Below are 25,973 nucleotides of genomic sequence, written 5' to 3' on the forward strand. Positions count from 1 at the left end.
GTCCTGCCACCTGGCACGCACAAGATTCGGCTATGCGCATCCGCGCGTACCACGGCGGCAACCGTCAGCGTACGCTCGCGCGACCGGTCGGCAAGCGCGCTCCCTGTTGCATACGGCGGCAACTTCCGTGCGCAGCGCGGCAAGCCCCCGCCCGAAGCCCCTCCTATCTTCGGTGCAAACGCGTGCTCCCATGGAGTGCCCCATCCGTGTGGTGAGCTGAAGCCCGACATGCCTGGACGGGAACATCCCAGGGAGTTTCTATGTGTGGTGCGCATTTCACTGTGGAGACGGCGCCGGGTGAGGTCGTGAAGCGCGGCCCGGTCACGAGACGGGCGCTGGACGGGGACGCAGGAGGACGTGCGGTTCCCGGAGGCGCCGCGTGACGGACGAGGGTCCCGTGCGGGGGGCGGTGGTGTTGCGGGCCGGGTGGGCGGTCCGGGGTAAGCCGCCGGGTAGTTATGACGAGTATCGGGTGACCGGGTGTGGTGGTCCGGATTTCTCGGCGGCTGACTATGCGCATATTCTGCGGCATTTCGCGTTGGGGACGCCGTCGCCGGGGCGGTCGGGGCCGGCTGCGTTGCCGTGGATCACGATCAGTGAGGTGCGCGGCGGTGATGACGGCACCCGGATCGGTGTGGCATTGGAGGACTGGACCGGTGAGGCCGACGGTGCGGGCCGCCCGATCGCCGAGACCCGGTATTTGTGTGTGCCGTATGAGGCGCTGCGTGCGGTGCCGGTGTCGTATGCGGGGTTGTACGAGGCGTTGTCGGGGGTGACGCCGCCGTTCCCGCCCGAGGGGGTGGAGTTGCGGGTGGCGCCGCTGGATCCGGCAACCTTGGCGCAGGCGCTGGGGCGGTTCGGGGTGCAGCGGGTCGCCGCGGCGGCGTCGCTGCTGATCGACGGTCCCGTCACCGTGACCGGTGCGCCGGAGTTGACCGCTGTGGATCGGCTGGTGTTCCTGGACGCGGTCGCGGCGCTGCTGCCCTACGGGTGGCGGACCCGGTTCTCCGCGGCGACCTGGGACCAGAGCGGCAACCGCAACGTCTCGCTTGCGTTCGCCCGGCAGGTTCGTGACCGCACCGCCGAACTCGACTGGCGAACACCCCGGCTCCCCGAACGCGACACACCAGGCGGCGCCTACGCCGAGATGCTCGCCGACCTGTTCGGGGACCGGGGGCGCTCGCATGCCGAGGTCGTCGCGTACCTCGCACACGCCACCCCACCCCTCACCGACACCGAACCCACCACAGCGGTCCGGATACTCGCCGGGCTCGACTGGCCCGCCACCGTGCTCCAGGCCGTGGAACGCGGAACCCACGACCCCGCCGACATCCGCGACCTGCTCACCACCGGACGCCACCGCGAGCTCAGCGACGCGGGCGCCCGAAGAATCCTCACCGCGCTGATCCAAGAACGCGTTCCTGAGGACGTGCCACTGCTGCGCGAGCACTGGGCCGACCTCGGGCAGGCCGATGACCTGCTCGCCTCCCTGCTCGGCCCCGCGGATCGCGGCGAGGACGAGACCGCCCGCGCGGAGAGCGCGGCGCTGATCGTCCTCGAGATGGTCGACCTGGAGGCCGTCGCCGCCGGCGCGCCGCAGTGGCCCGCGACGCTCGGCGCGCTCGCCGCGAACCCCCGCGCGGTGTGCGCCTTGATGGCGGAACTGGCGTTCGGGCCGCCGGACCGGCTCGTCGCCTGGTACAGGATGCTCTCCCACCGCCTGCCGGAGTCCCTGCTCGGCCCGTTCGGCGACGTGCTGTTCGACCCGCTGCGCTCTGTCGACCCGGATCGCCTGGCGGCGCTGGCCGGGCACGGCACCGGCTGCGTGTCGGACCTGGTCGCGCTCGGATCGGGCACCGGGCGGCTCGGCTACGTCCTGCCGGGCCTCGCCGGCTGGCTGACGGCGCTGGACCGCGTCCCCGAGGACGGGCCGCTGAAGGCCCGGCTGGCGCAGGCCGAGTCCCCGACCCCTCGCGAGCGCGGTGTGCTGGACGGGCTGCTGCTGTGGCTGGACGCGCCGCCGCAGCACATCACCGGGATCCCCGCCAGGGGCCACGAGCGCTACTGGGACGGCTTCCGGTCGATATGGACATGTCGCATGCCTGCCAGCCACGCCGACCGGCGCCCGGAGATCCTGGAGTCCTGGGTGCGGGCGGGCGGCTGGGCCGGGTCCGCCGAGGGTGTCGACGCCGTCCTGCGGCTCGTCCGCGCGCTGTCCGCCGGGTTTCCCCGCGAAGGACGCCTACTGGAGCGCGCGTTGCTCACCGCCCGCACGCGCGTGCCCGGCCTCGACCGCGCCGGTCGGCGGTCCGGCCTTCACCGCACGGCCGGGCCGCCGTGACCACCGTCGTCGCGCCCGGATCCCGGCCGCCGGTGATCGACGTCACCGCCGCCGGTCCGGCGAACCCGGGAAACGGATCGGCGGCTGCGGACAATAACCGGTTGGGGGCTCCCGTCGGCCCGCCCGTGAGGAGGCGAGCTCTCAACGAGCGCTTGGTCGCCGCCGTCGCCTCCTTCGGGGGGCGGCTCCGGCGAACGGGCGCGGCGACCATACCGGCGAAAAACCGCACCGGTCCACCGGCCTTTTGCATCGTTCCATTATGTCGGCCCCGATGATTTGCACGCCCCCGCCTCACCACTCCGATTCCAGCCCGCCGTCTCCCCCCTTTCCGCCGGCTACTCGAACCGTTTCCTTCTCCCCGCACGGTGATCGCATGGCCTTCCCGACCGCCCGTCCCCGCCGCCCGTCCTCGGACCGCACCGTCGACGGCCTCCGCCCCACGGCTCCCCCGACACGCCCGCCCTGCCGCCGCCGCGCTCCGGCGAGACTCCGCATGTCCGCCGCGTCGCCGGGGCGGACGGCCTGAGGGCGCCGGGCCCCGCAGGGCACGCCCGCCCGGCCCGAAGGCGCGGCGCACAGCGCGCCGCCCGCGCCACCGCTCGTCTCACGATATGAGACGAATGACCACCAGATGGAACCGATCTGTTGCAGCGCCGGGCGGTGCGCGGACGGTCGTCTGTAGCGACGCATCAGAAAGCCTCGTCCGACCTCGACTCGATCACCGCAGCGAAGACGGCCAGCAACGTTCCTGGATGCCATGCTCAACTCACCCACCACCGCAAAGCGCTCTCAGGCGTGCGTCTGTTCGCCCGCACGAATGGATCGACGAATGAAGGAGCATGATTTTGATCGGGAATAGGCGTGCCGGCGGGTCGTCCGCGCACTCCGGCGGACGCCTCATTCCCGGAGTCGAGACAATGGACGCGCGGGCCCGTCCGGCGCCCCCGGCCGCCGGAGCCGGCGCCTCCCACCACCGGGCGCGGGACGCGTTCCCCGAGGCGAGGGCCGTATGAGGCTCTCCCGGCTGGCCTCCGGCCGAACCGCGGTCTGGTTCTCCCGCCCGCCCTCGGCGACCACGTCCCTCGTGGCCTTCCTCGCCCCCCTGGGTTACTGCCTCGTCCCGTACTGGCTCGTGGCACCGGCGGGCGCCGCGGCCGTCCTGCTCGGCGAGGCCGTGCTGCTGCGCGCGAGGCGGTGGAGGATCGCGCTGGACGCGGTCGAGACCCTGCTCACCCTGGCCGTCACCGGTCTGGTGACGGCGCGCCCCGCGGGGCTGCCCAGCCGGGCGCCGAGCGTGACGCAGGTGGTCCTGCTCCTGGTGGCCGCCCTGCTGATCGTCGCGATCATGAGGCGGTCCGTGCACGCCCCGCTGATCGCGGAGGACCTGATGGAGGCGGCCTGCGCGGCCGGTTTCGCCTTCCTCGTCCTCAGGGCCCTGCGGACCGGCGACGTCACCTGGGCGTTCCTCGCCGCGTTCCCGGCCGCCGTCTACTACGTCGACACCCGCGTCCTGAGGACGCGGGAGACGGCGCTCAGCACGGCCGAGCGGCTGCTGCAACTGCCCTACGTCATGGCCCACCGGCATGCGGAGGCGGCGGACCTGGCCTCGTTCGTGGGCGACCTGCGGAAGATCACGAGATCCGGTGTGCTCTGGCTGCACACCTCCCTGCCGGCGGGCGACATCTGGATCAAGGCCTCCGCCGAGGGCATCACGCGCTACCAGCGGCGGCCGGAAGAGCTGGCCTGGCTCGAAGGGCTCCCGTCGCGGCCGCACCCGTACCTCGTCGACGAGGACGCCCTGCCCGGCGGATGGCGCGCCGGCGTGCACTTCCCGCTGGAGGCCCCCGGGGGCCGCGTCGCCGGCTACCTGCTCATGGGGTGGACCCGGATCACCGGCCTCTACCTGAGCTTCTGGGTGCTGTCCGGGGTGCTGGGCGGAGCGATCAGGGGGACGGCCCGGGCGCTCGGCGCCTACTGGGCGAACACCTGGGCGGCCCACGAGCTCGAGGTCGAGCGGGCGCGGCTCAGCGCGGCCATCGACCACTCGGACGTCGCGATCCTCGTGCTCGGCGCCTCCGGCCGGGTCGAGGTGTGGAACTCCGCGATGGCGGCGCTGACGAGCATCCCCGCGGACGAGGCGCTCGGCCGCCGGAGCGAGGACCTCTTCACCCTGGTCTGCACCGACGGGTCCCCGGTCGAGCTCGCCGACGGGCTCACCGGGACGCCGCGGCTGACCACCCGGGACGGGCGCCTTCTCTGGGTGGAGGTCTCCTGCTCGGCCGCTTCCGGGCCCGGAGCGTCCGAGCTGCTCACGGCCGTGTTCGTGGACAAGTCGGCGCGGCAGCAGCTGGACCAGATGCGGCACCTGCTGCTCGCGTCGGTGCACCACGAGCTGCACGGCCCGCTCACCACGATCCGCGGGCACGCGCAGCTGCTCGAGCCCGCCGTCGCGAACGAGGAGGACGCCGAGTCGATCGGCGCGATCCTCGACTCGGTGGAGGTGATGCAGCACGTCATCGCCGACCTGATGCTCGTCATCGACGGCGACCCGTCCGCCTGGCCCGTCGCGGTCGCGGAGGACATCGAGATCTCGGGCCTGCTGCGGCGGGCGCTGCAGAGCGCGCCCTCGGTGGCCTCGCGCACGGTGGTCTCCACGCCGTCGCAGGTCGTCGTGCGCGGCGACCCCGTCCGGCTGCGGCAGTGCCTGGTGCTCGTCCTCCGCAACGCCGAGAAGTACGCCCCGGAGGGCAAGCTGACGGTGGAGACGCACCAGGAGGCGGGCCACGGCGTGCTCACGATCTGCGACGAGGGGCCCGGCATCCCCCCGGGGGAGCTCCTCGCGGCGCTCAAGCCCTATTATCGGTCGGCCTCCACGCAGGACCTCCCGGGCTCGGGGCTCGGCCTCCACATCGCCGACCTGCTCATGACCTCGATGCACGGGCGGATCGACCTGGGCACCGCTCCGTCGGGCGGGCTCAAGGTCGAACTACGGCTTCCCCTTGCGCCGACCGACCAAGATCAGGACGATGAACCGCAGACCGGCTCTACCGAGTGAGACGGCCACCGCCGGGAAGGTGAGCGTCGACCGATGCCAGATCGGCGAGCACCCCGCGCAACTCGGCGAGATCGAAAGGCTTGGCGAGGACGCGGGTCAGCGCGCCGTCGTCCAGATGAAGTGAGGAGCGAGCAGCCGCGGTGAGGACGAGAACCGGAAGGTCGACGGTGGGGGCGTGTTCCCGAAGCCGGGTCAGGACCTCGGCACCGTCCATGTCGGGGAGCATGCGGTCGAGGATCAGCAGGTCCGGGGGGCGGGCCCGGTCCACGAGCAGCCGCCAGCCCTCCTTTCCGTTCCCCGCGAGAACCGGTTCGTGACCGTCGCGTTTCACGATCGTACGGAGCAACTGCCCGACCCCGGAGTCCTCAATGATGAGCACCCGCACACCTTGCCTCCGTTCGATTTCCCAGATGGCCGCGAGTGAGCGTATCAGCGCGGTCACGGAGTGCACGGACGAAAATGAGACAGGCGGGACCGCACCCGCCTCCGTACGGAGTTCCAACGGCGGTGGAGGAGCGGCCCGGATTGCGCCTGCGACGGCGTTCGCCGACCGCTTCCCACTCCATTCTTCCCTGACCGGCCCTTCTATCCGGATACGATGAGGTATGGCGCGGATATTGGTTGTAGACGACGATCCCCGCCTGGTGAAGGTGGTCTCCACTCTCCTGCGCAAGCATCACCACAGGGTCGAGGCGGTCCCCACCGGAGAACTCGCCCGGCAGGCGCTCCGCCGCGGGAACGTCGACATCACGCTGCTGGACGTCAACCTGCCGGACGTCAACGGCCTGTCGCTGATCCTCGAGATGCGCCAGGAGGGGAACGACGTCCCGGTGATCCTGCTGACGGTCCGGACCGAGGTCCACGACCAGACGCTCGGGCTGCGGCTCGGCGGCGACGACTACATCACCAAGCCGTTCAACCCGGAGGTGCTGCTCGCCAGGATCGAGGCCGTCCTGCGGCGCGCCCAGGGGACGGGCGTCGTCCAGCGCGACGACGAGGTGGACGACAACCTGGTGGAGATCCCGCCCATCGTGATCGACTTCGCCGCCCGGCAGGTCTTCAAGGACGGGGAGGTGGTGCGGCTGGCTCCCCTGGAGTACTCCATCCTCGAGTTCCTCGCCGCCAACCGCGGGCGGGCGGTCTCCAAGGAGGAGCTGATGCTGGACGTGTGGGGAACCAGCCGGGGCGTCTCCCGGACGCTCGCCGAGCACATCTCCCGGCTGCGCCGCAAGCTCGGCGACGGCCTGATCGTCACCCAGACCGGGTACGGGTACCTGGTCCCGGGGGCGCGCTAGGGATCGCGGAGCCAGAGGTCGGTGACGAGCGCGTCGTCGTCCTGCCAGTGCGGTGTGTCGGCGGTGATGGTTGTAGAGGTGCAGCCAGGGGGCGAGTGCGGCGCGTCGCTCGTGTTCGCTGGTGTAGGGGCGGGCGTAGGCCCATTCGTCTAGGAGAGTGCGGTGGTAGCGCTCGACCTTGCCGTTGGTCTGGGGGGCGGTAGGGGCGGGTGCGTTTGTGGGTGATGCCGTCTGCGGCGAGTTGGTCGCGCCAGGGGTGTGAGCGGTAGCAGGCGCCGTTGTCGGTCAGGACGCGGCGGACGGTGATCCCGGCGTCGGTGAAGAACCGGTGGGCGCGGCGCCAGAACGCGGCGGCGGGTGTGTCAGTGGCGGACAGTGGTAGCGGGTCAGGACGCGGTGCACGGTGGAGGCGTGCAGACCCAGCCGGAAGGCGATACGGGCCGGTCCCATCCGGGCGGTGACGCGCGGGCCGATGATCCGCCGCTCGGTCCGCTGGGGTGTGCGGGCCGGGCTGTGGTGCGGGCGGCTGGACCGGTCGGCCCATGCCCGCCGTCCCCGACTGCCGGTAGCGTGGACCACGAGGGCCTCCCGGACGAGATGTGCATGTTGTGGTGACACACACCTCGCCAGGAGGTCTTCATCCTTTTCAAGCTCATCAAGCCGTGTCGCCGTCACCAACGTCCGTGGTCACTACAGCTAGGGATCGCGGAGCCAGAGGTCGGTGACGAGCGCGTCGTCGTCCTGGAGCCGGCTCCACATCTGGTGGCCGCGCACCTGCATGGCGGTGCACCAGCGGGCCAGCCCCAGCTCCTCGCCGACGCTCGCGCCCGCCTGGGAGGGCCAGGGCAGCCCGACCCGGGACCGCGCCCGCTGGAGAGCTTGGCGCGTTCAGCCGGGAAGGCTGGTACTGACGGTGTCTGTTCCCAGGTGCCGAATTCCGTGCCGGGGTCTCGTTGGCGCGCTTGGGCTCGTAGTTCTTCTTGTGCGGCCGTTTGAGTTCCTCTCGCTCAGCACTGGTGAGCTGATCGCGGTGTTCCTCCTCCCTGCCAGCCGAGACCACGCTGCCTTGAAGGACTTCATCGAACCCGGTGGGCTTCTGGGGCGGTGGGGAAGGGGACGCCGGTGAGGTGCCGGCTGATCTCCAGCAGGCGGGCGCGGGCGGTGGTGTCGTAGGCCTGGAGCTGGGCCTGCGCGGGGCGGGCCCGGTTGAAGTAGGTGCCGGTGACCTCAGCCAGGGCCGGGTCGGTGACCAGGCGGGCGGTGTTGGTGACGCCCTCCTCCAGGGTGCTCTGCACGGTGAACAGGTGGGTGACGATCTTGGTGGGCATATAGGAGGCGGGGTGCAGGGCGTTGACAGTGACGTCATGGTCGCGCAGCAGCTCGGCGTGCTCGTAAGTGAGCATGATCTGGGCGAGTTTGGCCTGGCAGTAGGCCTGCACACCGTCCCAGTGGCGTTCTAGCAGCACGTCGTCGAAGTTCAGAGGCGCCTGTCCGGCAGAGGTGACGTTGACGATCCTGCCGGGAGCCGGGTGGCCGCTGATCGCACGCGCGGTGGCACTGCGGGCCAGTAACGGTGTGAGCAGGCAGCTCAGCATGTAGGTGGCCAGGTAGTCAACCTGGAAGGTGAGCTCCAGTCCGTCGGCGCTGCGCCGCGGGGTCGTCTCGACGCCGATGCCGGCGTTGTTGACCAGGACGTCCAGCCGGCCGCGGTCGGCCAGGCGGTCGGCCAGGGCGCGGATCTGGTCGATGGAGGCGAAGTCGGCCTGTTCGAAGGTGAGCTTGTCGTTGCCTGTCCGGTCGTGCAGTTCGGTCAGCAGCGCCCGGCCCTTGGCCGGGTTGCGACCGTGCAGGATCAAGGTGGCGCCTTGGGTGGCGAGGCGGTGCGCCAGGGCGCGGCCGAGGCCGTCGGTGGCGCCGGTGATCAGGATGGTCTGGTCGTGCAGCGGGCGGGTGCCGTGGGCGGTCACGGGTGTCGGCCTTTCATGTCAGTGTTGCGAAGACGGACGGGACGAGATCAGGAGGCGATCGGGTCGCCGCCGCCGGCCATGGACTCCGGGACGTCCTCGCGCAGGCCTCGGTGTCTCGATGGCCCGTGCGGCGACCGGGCCGGTCAGTGATGGGCTGGGACGGGGCCGGTGGCCGGTCCGGCGACCGGGGCCGCCGGACGGGTGGGGCGCGAGCGCAGCGAGGCGGCGTGCGCGCAGGCGGCCAGGACCAGCGGCAGCAGCGCCACGGCCGGGAGCCAGTGACCGCCCACGGCGGGCAGCAGGCTGCTGCCCAGCAAGCTGCCGAGGCTCATGCCGAGGTACAAGGCCGAAGCGTTCAGGGCCAGCAGGACGCCGCGCTGCTCGGGCAGCAACTCCACCAGGCGGACCTGCTGTGGAGCCATGAACAAGGTGTTGAAGACGGCCCAGAAGGCGAACACCACGACACCGGCTGCGGGCAGGGCGGGCGCACTGCTCAGGGCCACGAAGGTGATGGTCAGCCCCGCCAGGGCCAGCGCGATGGTGCGTCCGCCGCCCATCCGGGTGTAGACGCGGGCTCCGGCGGCGTTGCCGACCACGCCCAGGGCGCCGAAGACCAGCAGGGTCAGCGACACCAGCCCGGAACCGGCGCCGAACCGGCTGGCCAGGTACGCCCCGGCGACGCCGTAGACGGTGAACTGGGCGGTCAGCACCAGCAGCGTGGTGGCGATCATCGACGCGGCGCCGCCAGTGCGCAGCACGCCTGCGAACGCCCGCGCGGTGGGCGCCGGCCCGGCTGGGACCGGCGGCAGCAGCACCACCAGAAGTCCGCCCGCCACCAGGGTCAGCACCACCACTGCGGCCATGGCGGCCCGCCAGCCGATCGTGGTGCCCGCGGCCGAGGCCATTGGCACGCCCAGCACGGTAGCGGCGGTCATCCCGCCGAACACCACGGCCAGTGCGCGGGGGCGCTGCTCGAGCGGCACGATCATCGAGCCGGTGGCTGAGGCGGCCGGTCCGAAGATCGCCGCGCCCAGGCCGGCGACCACGCGCGCGCTGGCCAGGGCCGCGAATGTGGGGGCCACCGCGCTGGCGACGCCGCCGACCGTCATCAGCGCCAGCCCCAGCAGCAGGACCTGGCGGCGGTCCAGACGGCCCATGGCGATCGCCGCCACCGGGGCGGCCAAGGCGAACACCAGCGAGAAGACGGTGACCAGGGTTCCGACGGTGGCGGCCGACACACGCAGGTCGGCGGCGATCGGGCCGCTGAGCCCGATAACCGCGAGTGAGGCGGTCCCCAAGGCGAAGTAGCCCAGGGAAAGCGACAGGAGTGCGGGGGTGGAGGAACGGGTCCGCATGACCCCCTCCTTTCAATACGGTACGTTGCGTTTGAAATTACAATACGGACCGGTGCGTATGTCAACTAGGGTGTGCGTCATGACCGGACGACCCCGCGACCCCGCCGTCGACGACGCCATCCGCCAGGCCGCTCTCGACCTGATCACCGAGCGGGGCTACCGGGCGGTGAGCATGGAGGGCATCGCCGCCCGCAGCGGCGTCTCCAAGCAGGCGATCTACCGTCGCTACCCGAGCAAGGGGGGAGTGATCTTGGACGTGCTGGCCGCCTACGCCCGCACGCGGCTGCCCACCCCCGACACCGGCGACCTGCGCGAGGACCTACTGGCCCTGCTGGAGGAGACCTTCGCCGCCCAGCGCGGCGTGCCCGGCACACTCAACCAGGCCCTGGCCGCCGAGGCGACCCAGGATCCCGCCTTCGCCCAGCGCGTGAGCAGCGAACTGATCGCGCCGCGCCGCGCCGCCGTCCGCCAGATCCTCACCCGGGCGCGGGGGCGGGGGCAGGTCGCCCATCCCGACGACGAGGTGCTCATCGATCTGGTCTTCGGCCCGATGTGGTACGCGCTGCTGTTCGACGCCGCCAAGCTCACCGACGCCTACGCCGCCGCGCTCACCGATGCCGTCGTCGCGGTCGCCGCCCACGCACCCTGACCACGACCACCTCTCCCCATCGCACCTCTCTCCCACTCGGCGGCAGGCTGGTGTCGATCAGGTGGTGGCCGGCGCCGGCGGGAGCGAACACCTGACCGTGTGGGCTGAGAGCGCCCCTCTGGGTGCGCCGTCAGCTATGGCGCACGATGACCGACGGGGCCGCCGCGTGCTCCAGCCGCTCGTCGATCACCGTCAACCGGCAGTGCGGCAGCACCGAACGGGCCATCCGCAGCGCGACCGCCCGGCCCGGCCGCATCGGCTCCGGCGTCCGGCAGCGCGCCAGCAGCACCGCCGCGTCAGCCGCCTTCGTCGCCGGGCGCGGTACCGCCGCCGGAATCGCCCGGGTCGCCAGGGCGGTGATCCGAGTGAGCTCGGCCCGGTCGACCAGGCCGTTGTCCAGCGCCACCCGGGCATCGAATGGTGTGGAGTCGGTCCGCATCCACTCGCCTTGCCGACCACACCGACGCCGCGCCTGCTCATCCCTAAGCCCGCCGGCGCAAAACCGCACCGCCGCAGACGACCGGCCAGCGGAGCGAGAAGTCCCCCTTGGCCACGGACGCCGCTTGCGGTTCCTGCTCAGGGAGCAGCCTGTTGGAGAACAGCCAGAATGGTTTCGGCTCTCTCCTGGAGGGCGGGCTCGGGATCGGCGTGAGCGATGGCGCGGATCCGCGCGAGGTACTGGGGCCACGGCGAGTAGGTCGTCGCCCACAGCGACAGCCGCCGGACTCGCGGGTCAGGGTGCCGCATCCCCGCATCGAGCCGGGTGAAGACCTCGGGGGTGTATTCGTACGGGGCCGCGACCCCGAGCCGCATGAGGGCGCGACCGTGCTCCAGATCCCGGGAATGATCACATGCGGCCACCAGGTCGGACAGGGGCCACGGGCCGAGATCGTCGCCGATCAGTGTCGCCATGCGCTCTGCGACCCAATCCACATTGCTGGAGACATAGAGGTAACGCTGCCTGGAAGTGAAGTCCTCCACGTACCGGACCTCGGTCCCGGGGGCGACCGAGAACACAAGGCGGTAAGTCTGGCCCTGCTCCGGAGCGCCCTCCTCGCCGGTCTTTGCCCAGCCCATCTCCGCGGCGTATCGGAGGACGTCGTTCCTCGATGTCTCCTGCCGCAGCAGCATCCGCTGGGCGGCGTACGTCATCTCCACCGAGATCCCCTTCCTGTCTTGGGCCGTCCACGCTGACGCGGGCGAGCTCCTCTTCCCGGAGGCCCTCACGATGGTCCTCGCCACCAAGCAGCGGGTGCCTCGGCTCGATCGACGTCGGCGCCATGGGCGACACCGGCCACTGGCCCGCCTGTCTCGAGGTGAGGTCACTCGGCGGTGTCCGAGGGCCGGTCCAGACCCCAGGTCTGCAGGGCGTAGGGACGCCCCTTCTCCTCGCCAGTGATGAGCGGCACGTCGAGCAACCGGAAACCCGACCTCACGGCCACGGCGACGCTGGCCGCGTTCTCCGCCTCCAACTCCAGGATCACCTGTTCGGCCCCCAGGTACTCGAAGGCGTACGAGGCCATGACCCGGACCGCACGCGCCGCCAGGCCCTGACCGCGGTAGGCCGGGCTGACCGCGTAGCCGAGCTCCGTCCCTTCCGGAGCGCGCCGCAGCATCACCTCACCCATCGGCGCGCCTCCGTCGGCGGTGATGGCCAGGAGGATGGCACTGCCCTCCCTGCGCAACTGCCTGGCCCGATCCAACCGGGCACGTGCGGCTGCCGGGTCGAAAGGGGAGACGATGGGCGTCCAGTACGCGATGTCAGGATGGTCGAACAGGCCCGGCATCGCGGGCAGATCCGCCTCGGTCCAGTCGCGCAGAACTAGGTTCTCCCCCGAAAGTTCGATGTGCTCGGGAAAGGAAGACGGGTTGTTGGCCATGGCAGGGAGCTCCTCGGGGTCTGGCACGGGCCAGGCAGCGGTCCGGCGCGAGTCGCGGTGCACCAGCAGCGCCGGCGGCGCCGGCGGCGCTTCACGACGCGACGTGCTCGGCAGCAGGTACAAACTGACGCCGCCGATTCAGTAGTACTCGCGCATGATCTCGGCGGACCAAGCGGGCTGGCGCACCTCGCCGATGGGGCCGAACTCGGCCATGTACGGCTTGATGTCGAGCACAGGGGAACCGTCGACGGCATCGAGGCCTGACACGTGGATGTCCAGGCCGTCGACCTTCACCAACCGGCAGCGCGAAACGCCGAGCCGGTTGGGCCGGTTCTTACCGCGCTGCGCGAAGATGCCCACCAGCGGCCAGTCCGTGTTGCCCCGGGGGTGGCGAGCACCTGACTCCACCCTTTCCGGTGCCACACGGTCGAAGTGGAAGACCACCTCGAGATGCGAGAAATCTTCGAGCCCGGACAGCGCCTCCGGCGTGAACCGCCCGCCGTCGAGCCGGATGACCGCAAGAACCGAGCCCCACTCGTCGTCGACGACGTCCGCGCGTCCGCCGACGACCCGGGCCACCGGCCGCACGACCACGTCGCGGCCGGCAGCAGGCGCGCTCGCCGCGGTTTCGTCCTCCATCAGACCTCCGCCTTTTCCGAACGAAGATCGAGTGTACGCGCGAGTAAAGGGCTCCCCCCGCGGGGTTCCGCCAGTCCCAGATCAGCTTCCGTGACTGTGTCGACACCACCTCGCCGGGCGCCACCAGGCTCACGTGGCGGGCAGCCGAGGCCCCGGACGCGCTGCGGGCCTCGGCCTGGCCTGGGACGGTGGGGTCGGCCCCCTCGTCAAGGCCATCATCGGCTCAAGGTGATCCAGAACCCCCCCAGTGTGATCGACGCCCGCTCCTGCGCCTCCACCTCGGACTGCACGGTGGAGTTGTTCTTGCCGTGCGTGAGCCAGGCCCAGTCTCGGGCCCTGCCGGCCTCGATGATCTGCGGGTACTGCCCGGCGACGTCCGAGTTGAGCAGCACGCTCGGACGCACGCCGTGGCGGTCGAACGCCTCGATCATCCGCCAGATCGCCACCCGCGGGCCGTAGTCACGCCAACCGTGGTTCAGGGGGTCGGGCACGAGCGCGGCCGTGCGTTCGCTGATCGGACTGTGGTCGCACAGCTCATTGCGCATGAGAACCGGCTGACCGAGACGGCCTCAGCCATCGGCGGGAAGACCACCGCACGGTGTCTGGACGGTGGTTCCGAGGAGGCCTTGGCGGCGTTCTTCGCCGAAGGCACCACCTACGACCAAGTTGGTGCTGGCGCTCGTCTGGGTCCACCTCAAGATCCTTCAGGCGGCACTGGCGTCGTTGGCCCCGACCGGCTCGGTCACCTTCATCACCGCGTCCTCCGCGCGGGCGGCGTTGCCGGGTACGGCTGGCCTGGCGGCGATCAACAGGGCGTTGGAGGCGATGGTGCGGCCACTGGCGACTGAGCTGGCACCACTGCGGATCAATGCGGTCTCCCCCGGCATCATCGCCACACCATGGTGGGACAAGATGCCCGCCCGGCAGCGCGAGGAGATGTTCGCCGAGCACGCCGCGGCCCTGCCGGTCGGCGGGGCCGGGCAAGCCGAGGACGTGGCCCAGGCCGTGCTACTGGCCGCGACAAACGGGTTCATGACCGGCCAGGTGATCGAGATCAACGGAGGCCTGAGCCTCGCCACCGGCCACGGCTGAAAACGTCCATATCGGAGCCGCAGCACCCCAGAGGCTGCCGTGGCCGCTTTCATGGCACTCCGTTCCCCGATATCCAGGCCCGCCCGAATTCGTCCATTGCATGGAAGAGTTTTCGACCGCGACGAAGAGTGCGATCGAATAACTGATTCTCTGTACCGGAAGGCGGTAACACCATGATTTCCACGATCCTCCCGAGCGGCTACTTCGCTCCGCTGGAGAAATCCAGTCCGCTCTCGGCGCCGGCGCGATCTCCAAGAGTGATCACCTGACGGGAGGGGGCTGAGGGCCGGCTGGCTCAACCGTGTGGTCGAGCCCGGGCACGTCCGGTCTTCGCCAACGGGCTGGAAGAGTTCGACCAGCGATCACAGCTGGAGTCCGGTCCCGCTGATGGAAGCGGGCTGGGCCCTGGAGGTCACTGAGCTAACGGCCGTCTCGCCCGGCCGCATCGGCAGGCTCGGCGTCATGTCGAACACTGCGGCGCACCCTGCCGCGAGCAGCAGCAGGTTGGGGTTGCGCAGCGGCATGTCGGACACCGGCGCGTACCCGGCCGCGAGCAGCATGAGGTTCCGGTCGAGCAGCGGCACGTCCAGGTACTCGGCAAGCCGCAGCACCATGTCGCGGCTCGGCACCGACCGGCCTGTCTCCACATAGCTCAGGTGCCGGTTCGACATGTTCACCTTGCACGCCAGTTTCAGCTGGCTCAGTTTCCGCAGCCGTCGCCATGCGCGCAACCGCTCTCCGACGGGTCGCACGTCGCGCGTCATGTGGAAGACGCCGCTGTGGCCTTGAGAAGTAGCGGCCGGACTGCGGGACGGGTCCTCAATGCTCCACCACCTCACAACAGTAGGTATGCGTCACAGGCTTCACCGAACCCGGGATGTCCACCAGGCCGGCGAAACCGCGGTCCAGGAAACGCGCCCAGCTTGTCGCCGGCGGTATGCGGCGGATCGGTCCTTGCTTCCGCAGGCGGCGCTGGAACACCAGCGGCGGCGTCCGAGGCGGCTGGTGTCGACGAACAGCAGGGCGCACTCGGGGCTTGCGCATCCACGGATGCGACCGGCGGCGATGCCGGTGAACAGGTCGATGGCGACGCGGTGGATCGCCTCGCGCAGCGTGCGGGCTGCGTCCAGGCCGGTCGGCGTGACCGCGACCGGTTCGTCGAGCAGTCCGTACTCGCGATACCACCGCCTCAGGTCGGCCGGTTCTCGCAGGCGCTCGTGATTGCCGCGCCACCGTTCGCCGACCGTGGCGACGAAGGCCAGGCACAGGCAGCCGGAACGGAGTTGAACCGCAGTTCCTCAGCAGGGACGTCTCTGTTCCGGGTTGCATCGGCTTCCGCGTCACGAGTATAACGTGTGACGTGATCGACTGGCGGGGGCGCGCGTCCTGCGCTGCATCACGACGACAGCCGCCGGCCTGTTCGCCGTGGTCAGCGTGGGCCCTGGTGTTGCGCGCGTGGTGATCGAGCGGCTCGGCGACCAGCGACCGACGAGAGAACCGGCAGTCCTGTTCGCAGGGGGAATATGCCGGTCCACAAGACCGCCCTGGCCGCATTCACGCACTGCAGAACACGGCTCTCTTCGCCTCGGGCGGGCCGACGCCATCGTCTGAACGAACCCGTCCAACGTCCGCTCACAGGACCACCACCAAGGCGTGCAGCCACGTTCTGAGGAGACTCGATGCGCATCGTCCGTGCCGACCACCTCGTACTGACCGTCCGTGACATCCCGGCCACCATCAAGTGGTACAGCACCGTGCTGGGGATGAGAGCCGTGGCCTTCGGCGAGGGCAGGCAAGCTCTCACCTTCGGCGGACAGAAGCTCAACCTCCACCAGGCCGGACGTGAACTGGAACCCAGAGCCGCGCACCCGACTCCCGGCTCAGCCGACCTGTGCCTGATCAGCGCCGTCACCCTCGCCTGCATCCAGGAACATCTGCGCGCCCTGAACGTGCCCATCGAACTGGGGCCGGTCGCGCGCACGGGAGCCACCGGCCCCATCACCAGCATCTATCTGCGGGATCCGGACGAGAACCTCGTCGAGATCAGCACCTATGACTCCGGCCGCCCCCAGGCGCCCGACCCCTACGACCTCCTCCCGCCGGTCGCCGCCCTGACCGTGCGCAGCCCCGACATCGCCGACGGGCAGCCCCTCGCCCGACCGCACGTCCACGACAGCCTCGGCGGCGGGAACAAGAGCCCGGAACTGAACTGGACCGGCGCACCACAAGACGTGCAGGGTTACGCAATCACCTGCTACGACCCGGATGCCCCCACCGGCAGCGGTTTCTGGCACTGGATCCTGCTCGGGCTGCCCGCCACTTGCACCGGGTTGCCGGGCAACGCCGGCCGGGGTGACGGCGGGCACCTTCCAGCCGGTGCACTGCATCTGCGCAACGACTTCGGCGCCCACGCCTATGGAGGCGCCGCCCCACCGAGCACGGACCCCGCACACCGGTATGTGTTCGCGGTTCACGCCGTGGACACCGACGACCTCGGCCTGACCGCTGACGCCAGCGCCGGATACGCCGGTTCCCTGCTGACCGCGCACACCATCGCCCGTGGCGTCCTCCGGCCCACCTACCGGCTCGACCGGCCCCGCACGGGAACCCGCGGCCGCGATCGAGTACGACCGACGGCTCGAAGATAGGGTCTCGACGAAATCGCATCAAAACACCCAGATATCCATAAACCGCAGCAAGGAGCACGATGAACGACTCAGCACCCTCCACCGTGGCCGTGCTCGGCCCTGGCGGCGTAGGCGGCCTGCTCGCCGCACTGCTCGCCCGCGCCGGACACCGAGTGATCTGCGTGGCCGGCGAGTCGACCGCGGCCACACTGCTCCGCACTGGGATCAGCGTGCACAGCACCCAGTTCGGTGACTTCACCGCGGCAGTCGAGGCCGTTACCGAGCTCACCGAACCAGTCGACCTGTGCCTGATCACCTGCAAGCAGACCGCACTCCAGGCCGCCTTGCAGCGCGTCCCGCCGGCAGCCGTCGACAACGCTCTGATCGTTCCGCTTCTCAACGGCGTCGAACATCCCGACCTGCTATGCCGGCGGTACCGCCCGGAACTGGTGGCGCCAGCGGTCATCCGCGTCGAATCCACCCGGACCGCCCCCGGCGTCATCGAACACGGCAGCCCGTTCACCGACATCGACCTGGCCGGCGATGCCGTACCCTCCCCACGCCTCGACGCCACGGCCGCGATGCTCAACGCAGCCGGCGTCCGCACCAAAGTACAGCCCGACCAGACCGCCACCCTATGGCGCAAGATGAGCTTTCTCGCCCCCATGGCACTGCTGACGACACGACACGCACTACCCATAGGCGAGCTGCGCTCAGCCCGGAGACAAGAACTACTCGAGCTGGTCGAAGAGACCACAGCGATCGGCCGCACCTTCGCACCCGAGATCAACACCGACACGGTGATGCGGGCATACGACGACTTCCCACCGGAAACCAAATCCTCCATGCAACGCGATGCCGAAGCCGCTCGCCCGCTGGAACTGGACGCCATCGGCGGAGCACTGCTACGCGCCGCAGACCAACACGCCATACCGGCACCAATCACCCGCACACTCGTCACAGAACTAACAGCGCTCGCCCATCCAGCAGCACCCTGACCAACGCCAAAAAACGAAGCGTCCGGCGGCGCGGAATGCCGCCGGACCTTCGGTGGCGTTCCGCGCCGCCGCCCATGTCCTGGGGCACCATATCCAACCCCCCAGCGCCCCACCCGGGTCGCCTTTCTATGGCCGGCTAACGCCCCAACCCTTCACGCGGCCACAACCACAAACAACTGCAGGGCCAAGAGTCCAAGGCCAGATGTCCTTCTCGATTGAGGTGTTTATCGGCCACACCACTGGATTAGCACGGCTGGATGAGAATCACGCGGAAGTAGGCCAAGTGGCAACGTGCGAACTCGCGATGGCGCATGGGCTGGAAAGCGTTGACAGGTCCATCTTGCCCCCCTATCCGGGATATGCATCACACCGCGACCTGCGCGACGTACGAGCGCTCTCCCCCACGCCTGCTGCGTTCACTGGCTCTACTCCACCCACTACGCCTGACGGCTCGACTGGGGCCGTGGACTCCGCCGGGGCGGCGGGGTGGTGACGGGGCTGCGGAGACTGGGGCCATCGGAATCTGGGGCTTGTGGCGACCCCGGCTGGCTGCCGGACCGTGAGGGATGGCACATTCGACGGTGGGTTGTGTATTCCAACTTGGTTGGTGGCGGATACTGAAGTAAGTTGGAGAACACAACGGACTTGGTCATGCGAGGCTGGATGATCGCGGAAGCGGCGCGCACGTCGGTTCCCAAGGGGAAGCCCATGTCGCCCGAATCAACATGCTGGAACTGGTGATGCGGCTCGCCGGGAACGTGGGCGAGCCGTGACCGTTCACCCTCCCCCCGGACGCCTGCGACGAGGGTGGCACTGCAGAGCCGCTCTACGGCAAGCTCCCGGGGCGACTCTGACGAGTACCGCGCATCGCCAGCTGCGGCGGCCCCACCAACGACTGTGCAGAAGCCGCCCCGATCACGCCCCGACGCCGTTCACCGACCGCGTCCCACTCCATTCTTCCCTGACCGTTTCTTCTACCCGGATACGATGAGGTATGGCGCGGATATTGGTTATAGACGACGATCCCCGCCTGGTGAAGGTGGTCTCCACCCTCCTACGCAGACACCACCACAGGGTCGAGGCGGTCCCCACCGGAGAACTCGCCCGCCAAGCACTCCGCCGGGGGAACACCGACATCACACTGCTGGACGTCAACCTGCCCGACGCCAACGGCCTGTCACTGATCCTGGAGATGCGCCAAGAAGGCAACGACATCCCCGTGATCCTGCTCACCGTCCGAACCGAGATCCACGACCAGGCCCTCGGCCTAAGGCTCGGCGGCGACGACTACATCACCAAACCCTTCAACCCCGAACTGCTACTCGCCAGAATCGAAGCCGTCCTGCGACGCACCCAGGCAACCGCCGGCACCCACCGCGACAACCAAGCAGACGACAACCTGGTGGAAATCCCACCCATCGCCATCGACTTCGCCGCCCGACAGGTCTACAAGAACGGGGAGGCGGTACGACTGGCTCCCCTCGAATACTCCATCCTGGAGTTCCTCGCCGCCAACCGCGGACGGGCGGTCTCCAAGGAAGAACTCATGCTGGACATATGGGGAACCAGCCGCGGCGTCTCCCGAACACTCGCCGAACACGTCTCCCGACTACGCCGCAAACTCGGCGACGGACTGATCATCACCCAAACCGGATACGGATACCTCGTCCCCGAGACACGCTAGTGCCTTGAGTCGTTAATTCGTTGGCGGTGTGCGGCGAGGGTCTCGAGGATCTCGTCGGCGGGCTTGGTCCATATGAAACGGCTTGGGGTGCTTGTTCCACTCGTCGCCCCAGCCTCGGACGTCGCGCTCCAGTTCGACGATGCTGCGGTGGGCCGAGCGGCGCAGCTTGCGGTTGGTGAGTTCGGCGAACCAGCGCTCGACCAGGTTGAGCCAGGACGAACTGGTCGGGGTGAAGTGCAGATGGAACCGGGTGGCGGATAGATCAGCTTGCGAAACCGCAGGAACTCCTGATGGCGGTGCCGGCGGTAGTGCTGGGCGATCACTGATCCCGACCAAGGGTCCAGGGCGGCGAACAGGCTGGTCGTTCCGTGCCGGACGTAGTCGTGGGCCATCCGCGCCGGGGTGGTGGGCATGATCGGCAGGATCGGGGCCGTCCGGTCGATCGCCTGCATCTGCGACTTCTCGTCGACGGCCAGGACCAGCGCGTTCTCAGGCGGGTTCAGGTACAGCCCGACCACATCGCGGACCTTGTCCACGAACTGCGGATCGGTGGACAGCTTCCAGGTCTGCACGGTGTGCGGCTTGGGGCCGAACGCCCGCCAGATCCGCGAGACCGCCGACTGCGACATCCCGGTCGCCGCCGCCATCGACCGCGTCGACCAGTGCGTGTCGGCACCGGGCGTCTCCTCCAACGTCGCGGTGACGACCCGCTCGACCTGCTCATCGGAGATCACACGCGGCCGGCCCGGACGCGGCTCGTCGGTCAGGCCCTCCAACTGATCGGCCAGAAACCGCGACCGCCACTTCGACACGGTGTTACGCGAGGCCCGGGCCTACTCGGCGACCCGGGCGATCGTGCCGCCCTCGGCGTACAACAGCACGATCCGCGCCTACGAGGACTTGCGGCGCCGCACACACCCTGCCAGCACCGCCCGCTCCTCGTCGATCAACACCACCGGTTCAAGCTTCGGGCCCGGCATTCCCGCAGCCTACCGACTACCAACGAACTATTGACTCAGAACACTAGGGATCGCGGAGCCAGAGGTCGGTGACGAGCGCGTCGTCGTCCTGGAGCCGGCTCCACATCTGGTGGCCGCGCACCTGCATCGCGGTGCACCAGCGGGCCAGCCCCAGCTCCTCGCCGACGCTCGCGCCCGCCTGGGAGGGCCAGGGCAGCCCGACCCGGGACCGCGCCCGCTCGAGATCGGCCCGGGTCGCGCCCGCGGCGACGGAGCGCACGCTGTGCACGGTGAACCCGGCCTCCTGCCGCACGGCGACCTGCTGGTCGGTGACGGCGCCGAGGAGCGCCAGGTGGGTGCCGGCGGTGTCGGCCACCATCCGTTCCGCGGTCTCCTCGGGCGTCTGCGCGTCCTCCAGGTCGGCCAGCAGCCGGCCGAGCCCGTCGATGGCGGAGCCGAGCAGCTCCGCGCAGTCGGCGTCCTCCCCCGAGACGGGCGCGGGCCGCTCCCCGGCGCCGAAGGTGGCGATGGTGAGCTCGCCCGCCAGCCGGTGGGCGAGGCCGCGGACGAACCTGTCGTGCCAGCCCTCCGGGGCCGGCTCCTCCTGCTCGACGACGAGCGCGCACGTGTCAGACAGCGGTATGGCGGTGCGGGAGCCGGCGGTGAACCGCGCCCGCCAGGTGAGCGCCTGGCCCGCCGCGACGAGGGAGTCGGGGTCGGCGGCGTCGTCGACGGTCAGATCCTGGACGCCGCGGGGAGGGGACTCCACCCGGGCGTGTACGAACCGAGGGTGCATCAGCCGGCAGATCCTCGGCTTCCCACCGGGGCGGACCGGCGGGCCGCGCCGGTCGTGCGGCCGGCGGCGGGGCGGCCCCTCGCCGCGCCCCGGCCGGTGCCCGTCAGCGCGGGGCGAGCCTGAGTGCCGCGCGGGAAGGCGGCACGATCAAGTGGATCTTCGGCAAACTCCAACGTCCCCTCCTCGAGCTTCGGCCCAGGCAGCTCCGTACCTGCCGGTGCGGCAGTAGGAATGGGGACCCCCGCCCCCTGAACACTGAGCTGACTTCATGCTAATCGTGCCTGCACGATAGTGGTTAGGCCGCTGCGTGAACAGCGGCCTTTGTGTAAGGTACATCGCTTCAGGAGGACGGCACAGCCCTCACACGGAAGCACGGACCTTGACGTGGTATCGGCGGCCTGCTCCCCTTTGTTCGCCGAGCTTACGGGCGTTTCTCGCGATTACCGGGGCGCCGATCGGGCCGCCCGCGCCGGCCGGGCCGTTGTCCGCATGCGAGGCGATGCCCGCCAGGTCACCCCTATCGACGGGGCCGGACGGGGCGAGCGATGATCTTGAGTGCGGGCCGGGCCCGGGAGGGCCGACTTCCGGGCGTCCGCCCGGCCGCCCGCGAGATGTTCGTCCGGGCACCGGTATAGGACGGTCCGGCGGGCCGCCCGACAATTCCGAGGCATATTTCGAACTCGGATTCCATGGCTTTCTCCGCCTCGGCGGGCCATCGGCAGAAGCATTGCGGGCAGCCCCTCGCGCCGATCTCTTTTAAAATTCAACTTCCCCGCGAGGCCGGCGTCCCCGGCCGGGGAAAGACGCGCCCGCGGGGCGGTCGGCAACGCGGCCGCGTGCCGGCACGGGGGATCGACATCCTCATGTGTTCGAACCCGCACGGCTCTCCGTCCAGGTCACCGGCCGGAGAGGGGACTGTTCGAACGGCGGAGGCCGCACGGCGCGATGGCGAGAACCACATCCCGCCCAAGGATTGTCGCGGATACATCACTATGTGAAAATATGCGAGCGGGCGGCGTCGCGAACGCCGCCATGCAAGGCGCGCGACCACGAGGCAAATGCTCTGCGAAGCGCACGTCGGATGCAGAGTTTCCATGCCTCCGCCGCGAGCCCTGCAAGTTGCAGTTCAACTACTCCTGAAACTATCAGGACCAGTTCGCGGCGCCGAAGGAATCGCGCTCCGTGAACTGATTTCGCCGCTCCGCAGCGCGGCGCGAGCGGACCGCGGCGCCCGCGCCGGCCGCCCGCGAAGCCGGTATCGGCGCCAGGTCGGCGCCGGACGCGCGCGCCATCAACGCTTCTTCTTGAGCAACATCGTGCATCAGCGCCTCTGCAAGCGTTCTCCGAGGTTTCAACACGAATTCCAGCCGAGATCAACTCCAGATCAACGGCGGCTCGGCGCCCTCCGAACCCGCAGGACGGCCGCCGGTCGCCGATGACCGCCGCCACCTGCCAATTCTCTCTCCCGACCGCTCCGCGACGCCGCCGCCGGGCGCGCCGAACGGACGCTCCGGAGCTGCAACGAGCATGTCAACAACCCTTTTGAGGCTGCCTCTTTCTCCGAGATCGTTTCGTCTGATGGCTGCGTGAATCACGAGGTGGGGAGAGACGATGGAGACCGTGCGGCCGGCCGGCGAGGGCTCTCAGACTTCTGACCGGATCCGGACACGCAACGAGGAGCTGTTCGCCCGCCGGAGGCGACTCCAGATGACGATCGCCGAACTGCGCGCGAGCTGCGGCACCGGCGAGGCCGACGCCGACCGGGAGGCCGAGCTGCGGCAGGCCGAGCGCGAGCTCGACGATCTCACCTACGAGATCATGACGGCGAACTTCGGTCTGGTGCGCCGCTACGTCGCCGCGTTCACGTCCCGGTCGTCCGAGCACAGCGAGGACTACGAGAGCGCCGGCAAGGTGGGGCTGCTGTGGGCGATCTCGTCCTACGACCCGGCGCAGGGCCTGTTCGCGAGCTGGGCCTTCAAGCCGATCCAGCGGGAGGTGCTGCGGGCCGTCCGGGACGCCGAGCACCCGAACCTGAACCTCGGCGACTTCGAGAAGCGCCCGGCCATCCTCGCCGCCGAGCGCGCGCTGCTGGAGGAGAACGGCAAGGCGACCCCACCCGACCCCGCCGCGATCGCCAAGCGGGCCGGCGTCACCGAGGCGCAGGTCCGCCGCGTCCTGGACGCCCCCCGACTGGACAGCCTGCACGCCTCGGTCAGCGGCCGGGACGACGAGATGATCTCGCTCGAGGAGCGGCTCGTCGATCCGACACAGAACCTGGAGGACAAGGTGGAGTTGCGGTCGCAGCTCCGCGCCCTCCACGACCAGGGGCTGCCGAGCCTCGACGCCCGCGAACTCCACGTGCTCACCCGCCGGTTCGGCCTGAACGGCGAACCGGGGCAGTCGCTCCGCCTCATCGGCGAGCAGCTCGGCCTTTCCCGCGAGGGCGTGCGGCAGATCCAGCAGAAGGCCCTGGCCAAGCTCGTCGAGCCGGTCGCGGGCGCGATCTGAATCGCATTCCACTACGGGATTAATGCGGTTACCGGCGAACGGCGAGCCGTTCACCCATCACTGGAAAAGGGCACCTGCTCCCTCAACTGGCGCCATTGGCAGCCAAGGGAGCAGGATTCCTTGCGGGAGACCGCCTTTACCGACCGGTACCAAGCCGGAAGGCGACCTCGTCTATTATCGTCCGGGAACGGCGCACTTCTGCCACCACCGCGGGGGAATGGATTCGCATTCGGCGGGCACCGGCCCGCCTCCCCGCTCTTCGGCTCCTCCGGACCCGCCCGGCACGCCGCAGCGAGCCCGGCTCACCGGGGGAGGGCTCGCGGTCCGCGCCGCGAGCCCCGCCGCTCCCAGGTCAGGGACCCACCTCCGGCTCCGGGTCGAGCACGCGGGCGATCACCGCGACGCATCCGCGCACGTCGTCCACCGGGCCGATCTTCGAGCCCCACTCCCACCAGTAGCAGAGGACGTCGCCGGCCAGCGGATCCGGGTAGCACTTCACCCGCTCGCTGAACCATCCGGTCTTCGGGTTGCTCACCCTGACCCAGGCGCCCCCGGCCGTCCGCTCCACCCGGGCCCGCATCAACTGCCCGGCGTTCAATTCCGTCGCCAACTGCTCCAGAAACTCGTAGGGTCCCTCCTCCGGCCCGTCAACTTCCTCCCCCGATCGGCCACCGGTGACCAGGCTCATTTCGGTACGTGCCTCCATGTCATGAAGTCGGCCGAAGAATCGACGTCGAAGGCGAATCCAATCGTCGGGCCGGACTCTTCGCCTTCCCTTTTCAGGCCCCTCGTATAGGTACCGTCCGGACATGGCGGCCCGCCGCAACGTTCATTTTCGGGAACGCGTGAGGAGCCCGCCCCGGCCGCCGCCGGACCGCGTCCGTGACCGCCGGGGCGGGCTCCGCTCAGTGCGCCATCACCCGGGTCAGCGCGCGCATCACCATCTCGGGGGCCGCGGACCGGCCCGTGACGACGAGCCTGACGGCCGCCCGGATCTCCGACTCCGGGTTGGCGATCAGCGCTCCGACCTGGCCGGCCGACGCCATCCGCTCGGCGGTGGCGCCGGGCCGCACGCCGATCACGTAGTCGGCGTCCAGGGGTTCCGCCGCGGCCACGCAGCCCGGGGGCAGGACCGCGTGCGGTCCCTCGAAGACCCGGCTGCCCGGCGGGACGAGCGGCGCGAAGGCCCGGATGACGACCCGCGCGGCGGGCCCCGTCACGGTCACGGTCTCCAGGCGCGCGAGCGCCGCCTCGACCTGGGAGAGCAGTTCCCTGGTGACGACTCCCGACTCGAGGAGCCCGGCGATGGTCGGGCCCCGCATGGTGCGCCGGCTCACCACGACCGACTCGCCCGCGCGGGTCACGCGCGCGTCCATCCGGTCCTGCGCGGCCTCGGCGCTCTCGACGGCCCGGCGGGCGGCCTCCTCGCTCGGGAACTCCGCGACCTCGTGGACGCCGTGCTCGCCGAACACCGTCACCCGCTTGCCGCGGACGTGCACTTCCATGACCCGGGGGTCCTGCCACAACTCGCCGATGAGGTGCAGGCCGCCCATGACGTAGTAGACCTTCCGGGCCATCGCGGGATCGCCGCCGGTGTGGCGGCTCAGCATGTCGAGCCACATCCGGCCGATCGACGGCCTGATCGACGCCGCGATCCGCGCGGCGGTCTCCCAGTCCTCGTCCGGCCCCGGCCCCCCACCCGCCGACTCCGCCGCAGACGCCTCCTCCGAAAACGCCTCAACCGGAGGCACCTCGACCGGAGGCGGTTCTACCGGGGATGGTTCGGCCTGGGGCGGCTCAACTGAAGCCGACTCGGCCGATGACGCTCCGTCCGGGGGCGATTCGATCGTCGGCGGCTCGGGCTGGGGTGGTTCTGCAAGTGGCGCTGCGCCCCGGGGCGTTTCGACCGGTGGCGCGGCGGCCCGGGGCGGCTCAGCCTGGGGCGCTTCGAGCGAGGACGGCTCGACCGCTGGCGGCTCGACCGCTGGCGGCTCGACCGGTGGCGCTTGCTCGACCTGGGGCGGTGCGACCGGAGACGGCTCGGCCCGGGGTGGTTTCGCTGATGCCGCCTTGGCCCGGGGCGACTTCGCGGGTGGCGCTTCGGCTCGGGGCGGTTCCGCCAGTGGCG

At 70.1% G+C, this 25,973-nt stretch carries 23 protein-coding genes and 2 pseudogenes; 9 read left to right on the forward strand and 16 right to left on the reverse strand.

The genetic code is table 11. The features are described from left to right. Positions 1–601: 601 nt before the first annotated feature. Both amrb99_RS16495 and amrb99_RS16500 read left to right on the forward strand, forming a co-directional pair. Positions 602–2,341: a hypothetical protein gene (locus amrb99_RS16495; protein ID WP_190856845.1), complete on the forward strand. Its 1,740-nt coding sequence runs from the start codon at positions 602–604 to the stop codon at positions 2,339–2,341. Between the two features lie 1,009 nt (positions 2,342–3,350). Then, a complete protein-coding gene (locus amrb99_RS16500; protein WP_190856846.1) occupies positions 3,351–5,396 on the forward strand; it encodes a PAS domain-containing sensor histidine kinase in 2,046 nt (681 codons plus the stop codon). On the opposite strand, the gene amrb99_RS16505 is transcribed toward amrb99_RS16500, so the two are convergent. Beyond that, positions 5,386–5,847 (reverse strand): response regulator, encoded by a 462-nt coding sequence (locus tag amrb99_RS16505; protein ID WP_190856847.1) that lies wholly within the window; start codon positions 5,845–5,847, stop codon positions 5,386–5,388. The genes amrb99_RS16500 and amrb99_RS16505 overlap by 11 nt on opposite strands. Positions 5,848–6,001: 154 nt before the next feature. Here amrb99_RS16505 and amrb99_RS16510 point away from each other — a divergent pair, with 154 nt between their 5' ends. Then, positions 6,002–6,691 carry a response regulator transcription factor gene (locus amrb99_RS16510; protein WP_190856848.1) on the forward strand — a complete coding sequence of 230 codons (690 nt, stop codon included), beginning with the start codon at positions 6,002–6,004 and terminating at the stop codon, positions 6,689–6,691. A gap of 36 nt (positions 6,692–6,727) precedes the next feature. On the opposite strand, the pseudogene amrb99_RS16515 reads toward amrb99_RS16510, so the two are convergent. The 3 genes and pseudogenes from amrb99_RS16515 to amrb99_RS16525 form a co-directional block, all read right to left on the reverse strand. Continuing rightward, a pseudogene (locus amrb99_RS16515) lies at positions 6,728–7,231 on the reverse strand (integrase core domain-containing protein); the annotation flags it as partial. Between the two features lie 536 nt (positions 7,232–7,767). Further along, entirely contained in the window at positions 7,768–8,658 is an 891-nt protein-coding gene (locus amrb99_RS16520) for an SDR family NAD(P)-dependent oxidoreductase (protein WP_347256711.1), read from the reverse strand. 143 nt (positions 8,659–8,801) lie between these two features. Continuing rightward, complete coding sequence (locus amrb99_RS16525; RefSeq protein ID WP_190856850.1) at positions 8,802–10,013, reverse strand: MFS transporter; 1,212 nt, start codon at positions 10,011–10,013, stop codon at positions 8,802–8,804. A 79-nt stretch (positions 10,014–10,092) separates the two neighbouring features. On the opposite strand from amrb99_RS16525, the gene amrb99_RS16530 reads away from it, so the two are divergent. Then, the gene (locus amrb99_RS16530; RefSeq protein WP_190856851.1) at positions 10,093–10,662 is read left to right on the forward strand and encodes a TetR/AcrR family transcriptional regulator; all 570 of its coding nucleotides are present in this window, start codon (positions 10,093–10,095) and stop codon (positions 10,660–10,662) included. Between the two features lie 130 nt (positions 10,663–10,792). Here amrb99_RS16530 and amrb99_RS16535 read toward each other — a convergent pair whose 3' ends face one another. The 5 genes from amrb99_RS16535 to amrb99_RS16555 form a co-directional block, all read right to left on the reverse strand. After that, on the reverse strand, positions 10,793–11,101 hold the full coding sequence (locus tag amrb99_RS16535; protein ID WP_190856852.1) for a hypothetical protein: 309 nt from the start codon (positions 11,099–11,101) through the stop codon (positions 10,793–10,795). Positions 11,102–11,238: 137 nt separating this feature from the next. After that, complete coding sequence (locus tag amrb99_RS16540; protein WP_190856853.1) at positions 11,239–11,820, reverse strand: hypothetical protein; 582 nt, start codon at positions 11,818–11,820, stop codon at positions 11,239–11,241. A gap of 164 nt (positions 11,821–11,984) precedes the next feature. Continuing rightward, positions 11,985–12,542: a GNAT family N-acetyltransferase gene (locus amrb99_RS16545; RefSeq protein ID WP_190856854.1), complete on the reverse strand. Its 558-nt coding sequence runs from the start codon at positions 12,540–12,542 to the stop codon at positions 11,985–11,987. 138 nt (positions 12,543–12,680) lie between these two features. Then, positions 12,681–13,181 (reverse strand): SAM-dependent methyltransferase, encoded by a 501-nt coding sequence (locus amrb99_RS16550; protein WP_190856855.1) that lies wholly within the window; start codon positions 13,179–13,181, stop codon positions 12,681–12,683. Between the two features lie 215 nt (positions 13,182–13,396). After that, positions 13,397–13,726, reverse strand: a complete 330-nt coding sequence (locus amrb99_RS16555) for a hypothetical protein (protein ID WP_190856856.1) — start codon at positions 13,724–13,726, stop codon at positions 13,397–13,399. Between the two features lie 124 nt (positions 13,727–13,850). On the opposite strand from amrb99_RS16555, the gene amrb99_RS16560 reads away from it, so the two are divergent. Then, the gene (locus amrb99_RS16560) at positions 13,851–14,273 is read left to right on the forward strand and encodes an SDR family oxidoreductase (protein ID WP_206699969.1); all 423 of its coding nucleotides are present in this window, start codon (positions 13,851–13,853) and stop codon (positions 14,271–14,273) included. A 362-nt stretch (positions 14,274–14,635) separates the two neighbouring features. On the opposite strand, the gene amrb99_RS53150 is transcribed toward amrb99_RS16560, so the two are convergent. Both amrb99_RS53150 and amrb99_RS53155 read right to left on the reverse strand, forming a co-directional pair. Continuing rightward, positions 14,636–15,037 carry a helix-turn-helix transcriptional regulator gene (locus amrb99_RS53150; protein ID WP_190856858.1) on the reverse strand — a complete coding sequence of 134 codons (402 nt, stop codon included), beginning with the start codon at positions 15,035–15,037 and terminating at the stop codon, positions 14,636–14,638. Between the two features lie 99 nt (positions 15,038–15,136). Then, positions 15,137–15,541 (reverse strand): CGNR zinc finger domain-containing protein, encoded by a 405-nt coding sequence (locus tag amrb99_RS53155; protein ID WP_190856914.1) that lies wholly within the window; start codon positions 15,539–15,541, stop codon positions 15,137–15,139. A 411-nt stretch (positions 15,542–15,952) separates the two neighbouring features. Here amrb99_RS53155 and amrb99_RS53160 point away from each other — a divergent pair, with 411 nt between their 5' ends. From amrb99_RS53160 to amrb99_RS16585, 3 genes are all read left to right on the forward strand, one after another. Next, positions 15,953–16,921 carry a YbhB/YbcL family Raf kinase inhibitor-like protein gene (locus amrb99_RS53160; protein WP_190856859.1) on the forward strand — a complete coding sequence of 323 codons (969 nt, stop codon included), beginning with the start codon at positions 15,953–15,955 and terminating at the stop codon, positions 16,919–16,921. A 59-nt stretch (positions 16,922–16,980) separates the two neighbouring features. Next, complete coding sequence (locus tag amrb99_RS16580) at positions 16,981–17,898, forward strand: 2-dehydropantoate 2-reductase (RefSeq protein WP_190856860.1); 918 nt, start codon at positions 16,981–16,983, stop codon at positions 17,896–17,898. Positions 17,899–18,892: 994 nt separating this feature from the next. Continuing rightward, positions 18,893–19,582, forward strand: coding sequence for a response regulator transcription factor (locus amrb99_RS16585; protein WP_190856861.1), 690 nt, complete (start codon positions 18,893–18,895; stop codon positions 19,580–19,582). On the opposite strand, the pseudogene amrb99_RS16590 reads toward amrb99_RS16585, so the two are convergent. The 3 genes and pseudogenes from amrb99_RS16590 to amrb99_RS16600 form a co-directional block, all read right to left on the reverse strand. Then, positions 19,579–20,562: pseudogene (locus amrb99_RS16590) on the reverse strand (IS630 family transposase). The gene amrb99_RS16585 and the pseudogene amrb99_RS16590 sit on opposite strands and share 4 nt — an antisense overlap. 43 nt (positions 20,563–20,605) lie before the next feature. Beyond that, positions 20,606–21,337, reverse strand: coding sequence for a hypothetical protein (locus tag amrb99_RS16595; protein WP_190856862.1), 732 nt, complete (start codon positions 21,335–21,337; stop codon positions 20,606–20,608). A gap of 1,145 nt (positions 21,338–22,482) precedes the next feature. Further along, complete coding sequence (locus amrb99_RS16600; protein ID WP_190856863.1) at positions 22,483–22,659, reverse strand: hypothetical protein; 177 nt, start codon at positions 22,657–22,659, stop codon at positions 22,483–22,485. 289 nt (positions 22,660–22,948) lie between these two features. On the opposite strand from amrb99_RS16600, the gene amrb99_RS16605 reads away from it, so the two are divergent. Continuing rightward, positions 22,949–23,845, forward strand: coding sequence for a sigma-70 family RNA polymerase sigma factor (locus tag amrb99_RS16605; RefSeq protein WP_190856864.1), 897 nt, complete (start codon positions 22,949–22,951; stop codon positions 23,843–23,845). Between the two features lie 352 nt (positions 23,846–24,197). On the opposite strand, the gene amrb99_RS16610 is transcribed toward amrb99_RS16605, so the two are convergent. After that, positions 24,198–24,533: a hypothetical protein gene (locus amrb99_RS16610; protein WP_190856865.1), complete on the reverse strand. Its 336-nt coding sequence runs from the start codon at positions 24,531–24,533 to the stop codon at positions 24,198–24,200. A gap of 217 nt (positions 24,534–24,750) precedes the next feature. Next, positions 24,751–25,596, reverse strand: a complete 846-nt coding sequence (locus amrb99_RS16615) for a hypothetical protein (RefSeq protein WP_190856866.1) — start codon at positions 25,594–25,596, stop codon at positions 24,751–24,753. Positions 25,597–25,973 lie beyond the last annotated feature (377 nt).

The sequence above is a fragment of the Actinomadura sp. RB99 genome (genome assembly GCF_014706005.1).
GTDB lineage: Bacteria > Actinomycetota > Actinomycetes > Streptosporangiales > Streptosporangiaceae > Spirillospora.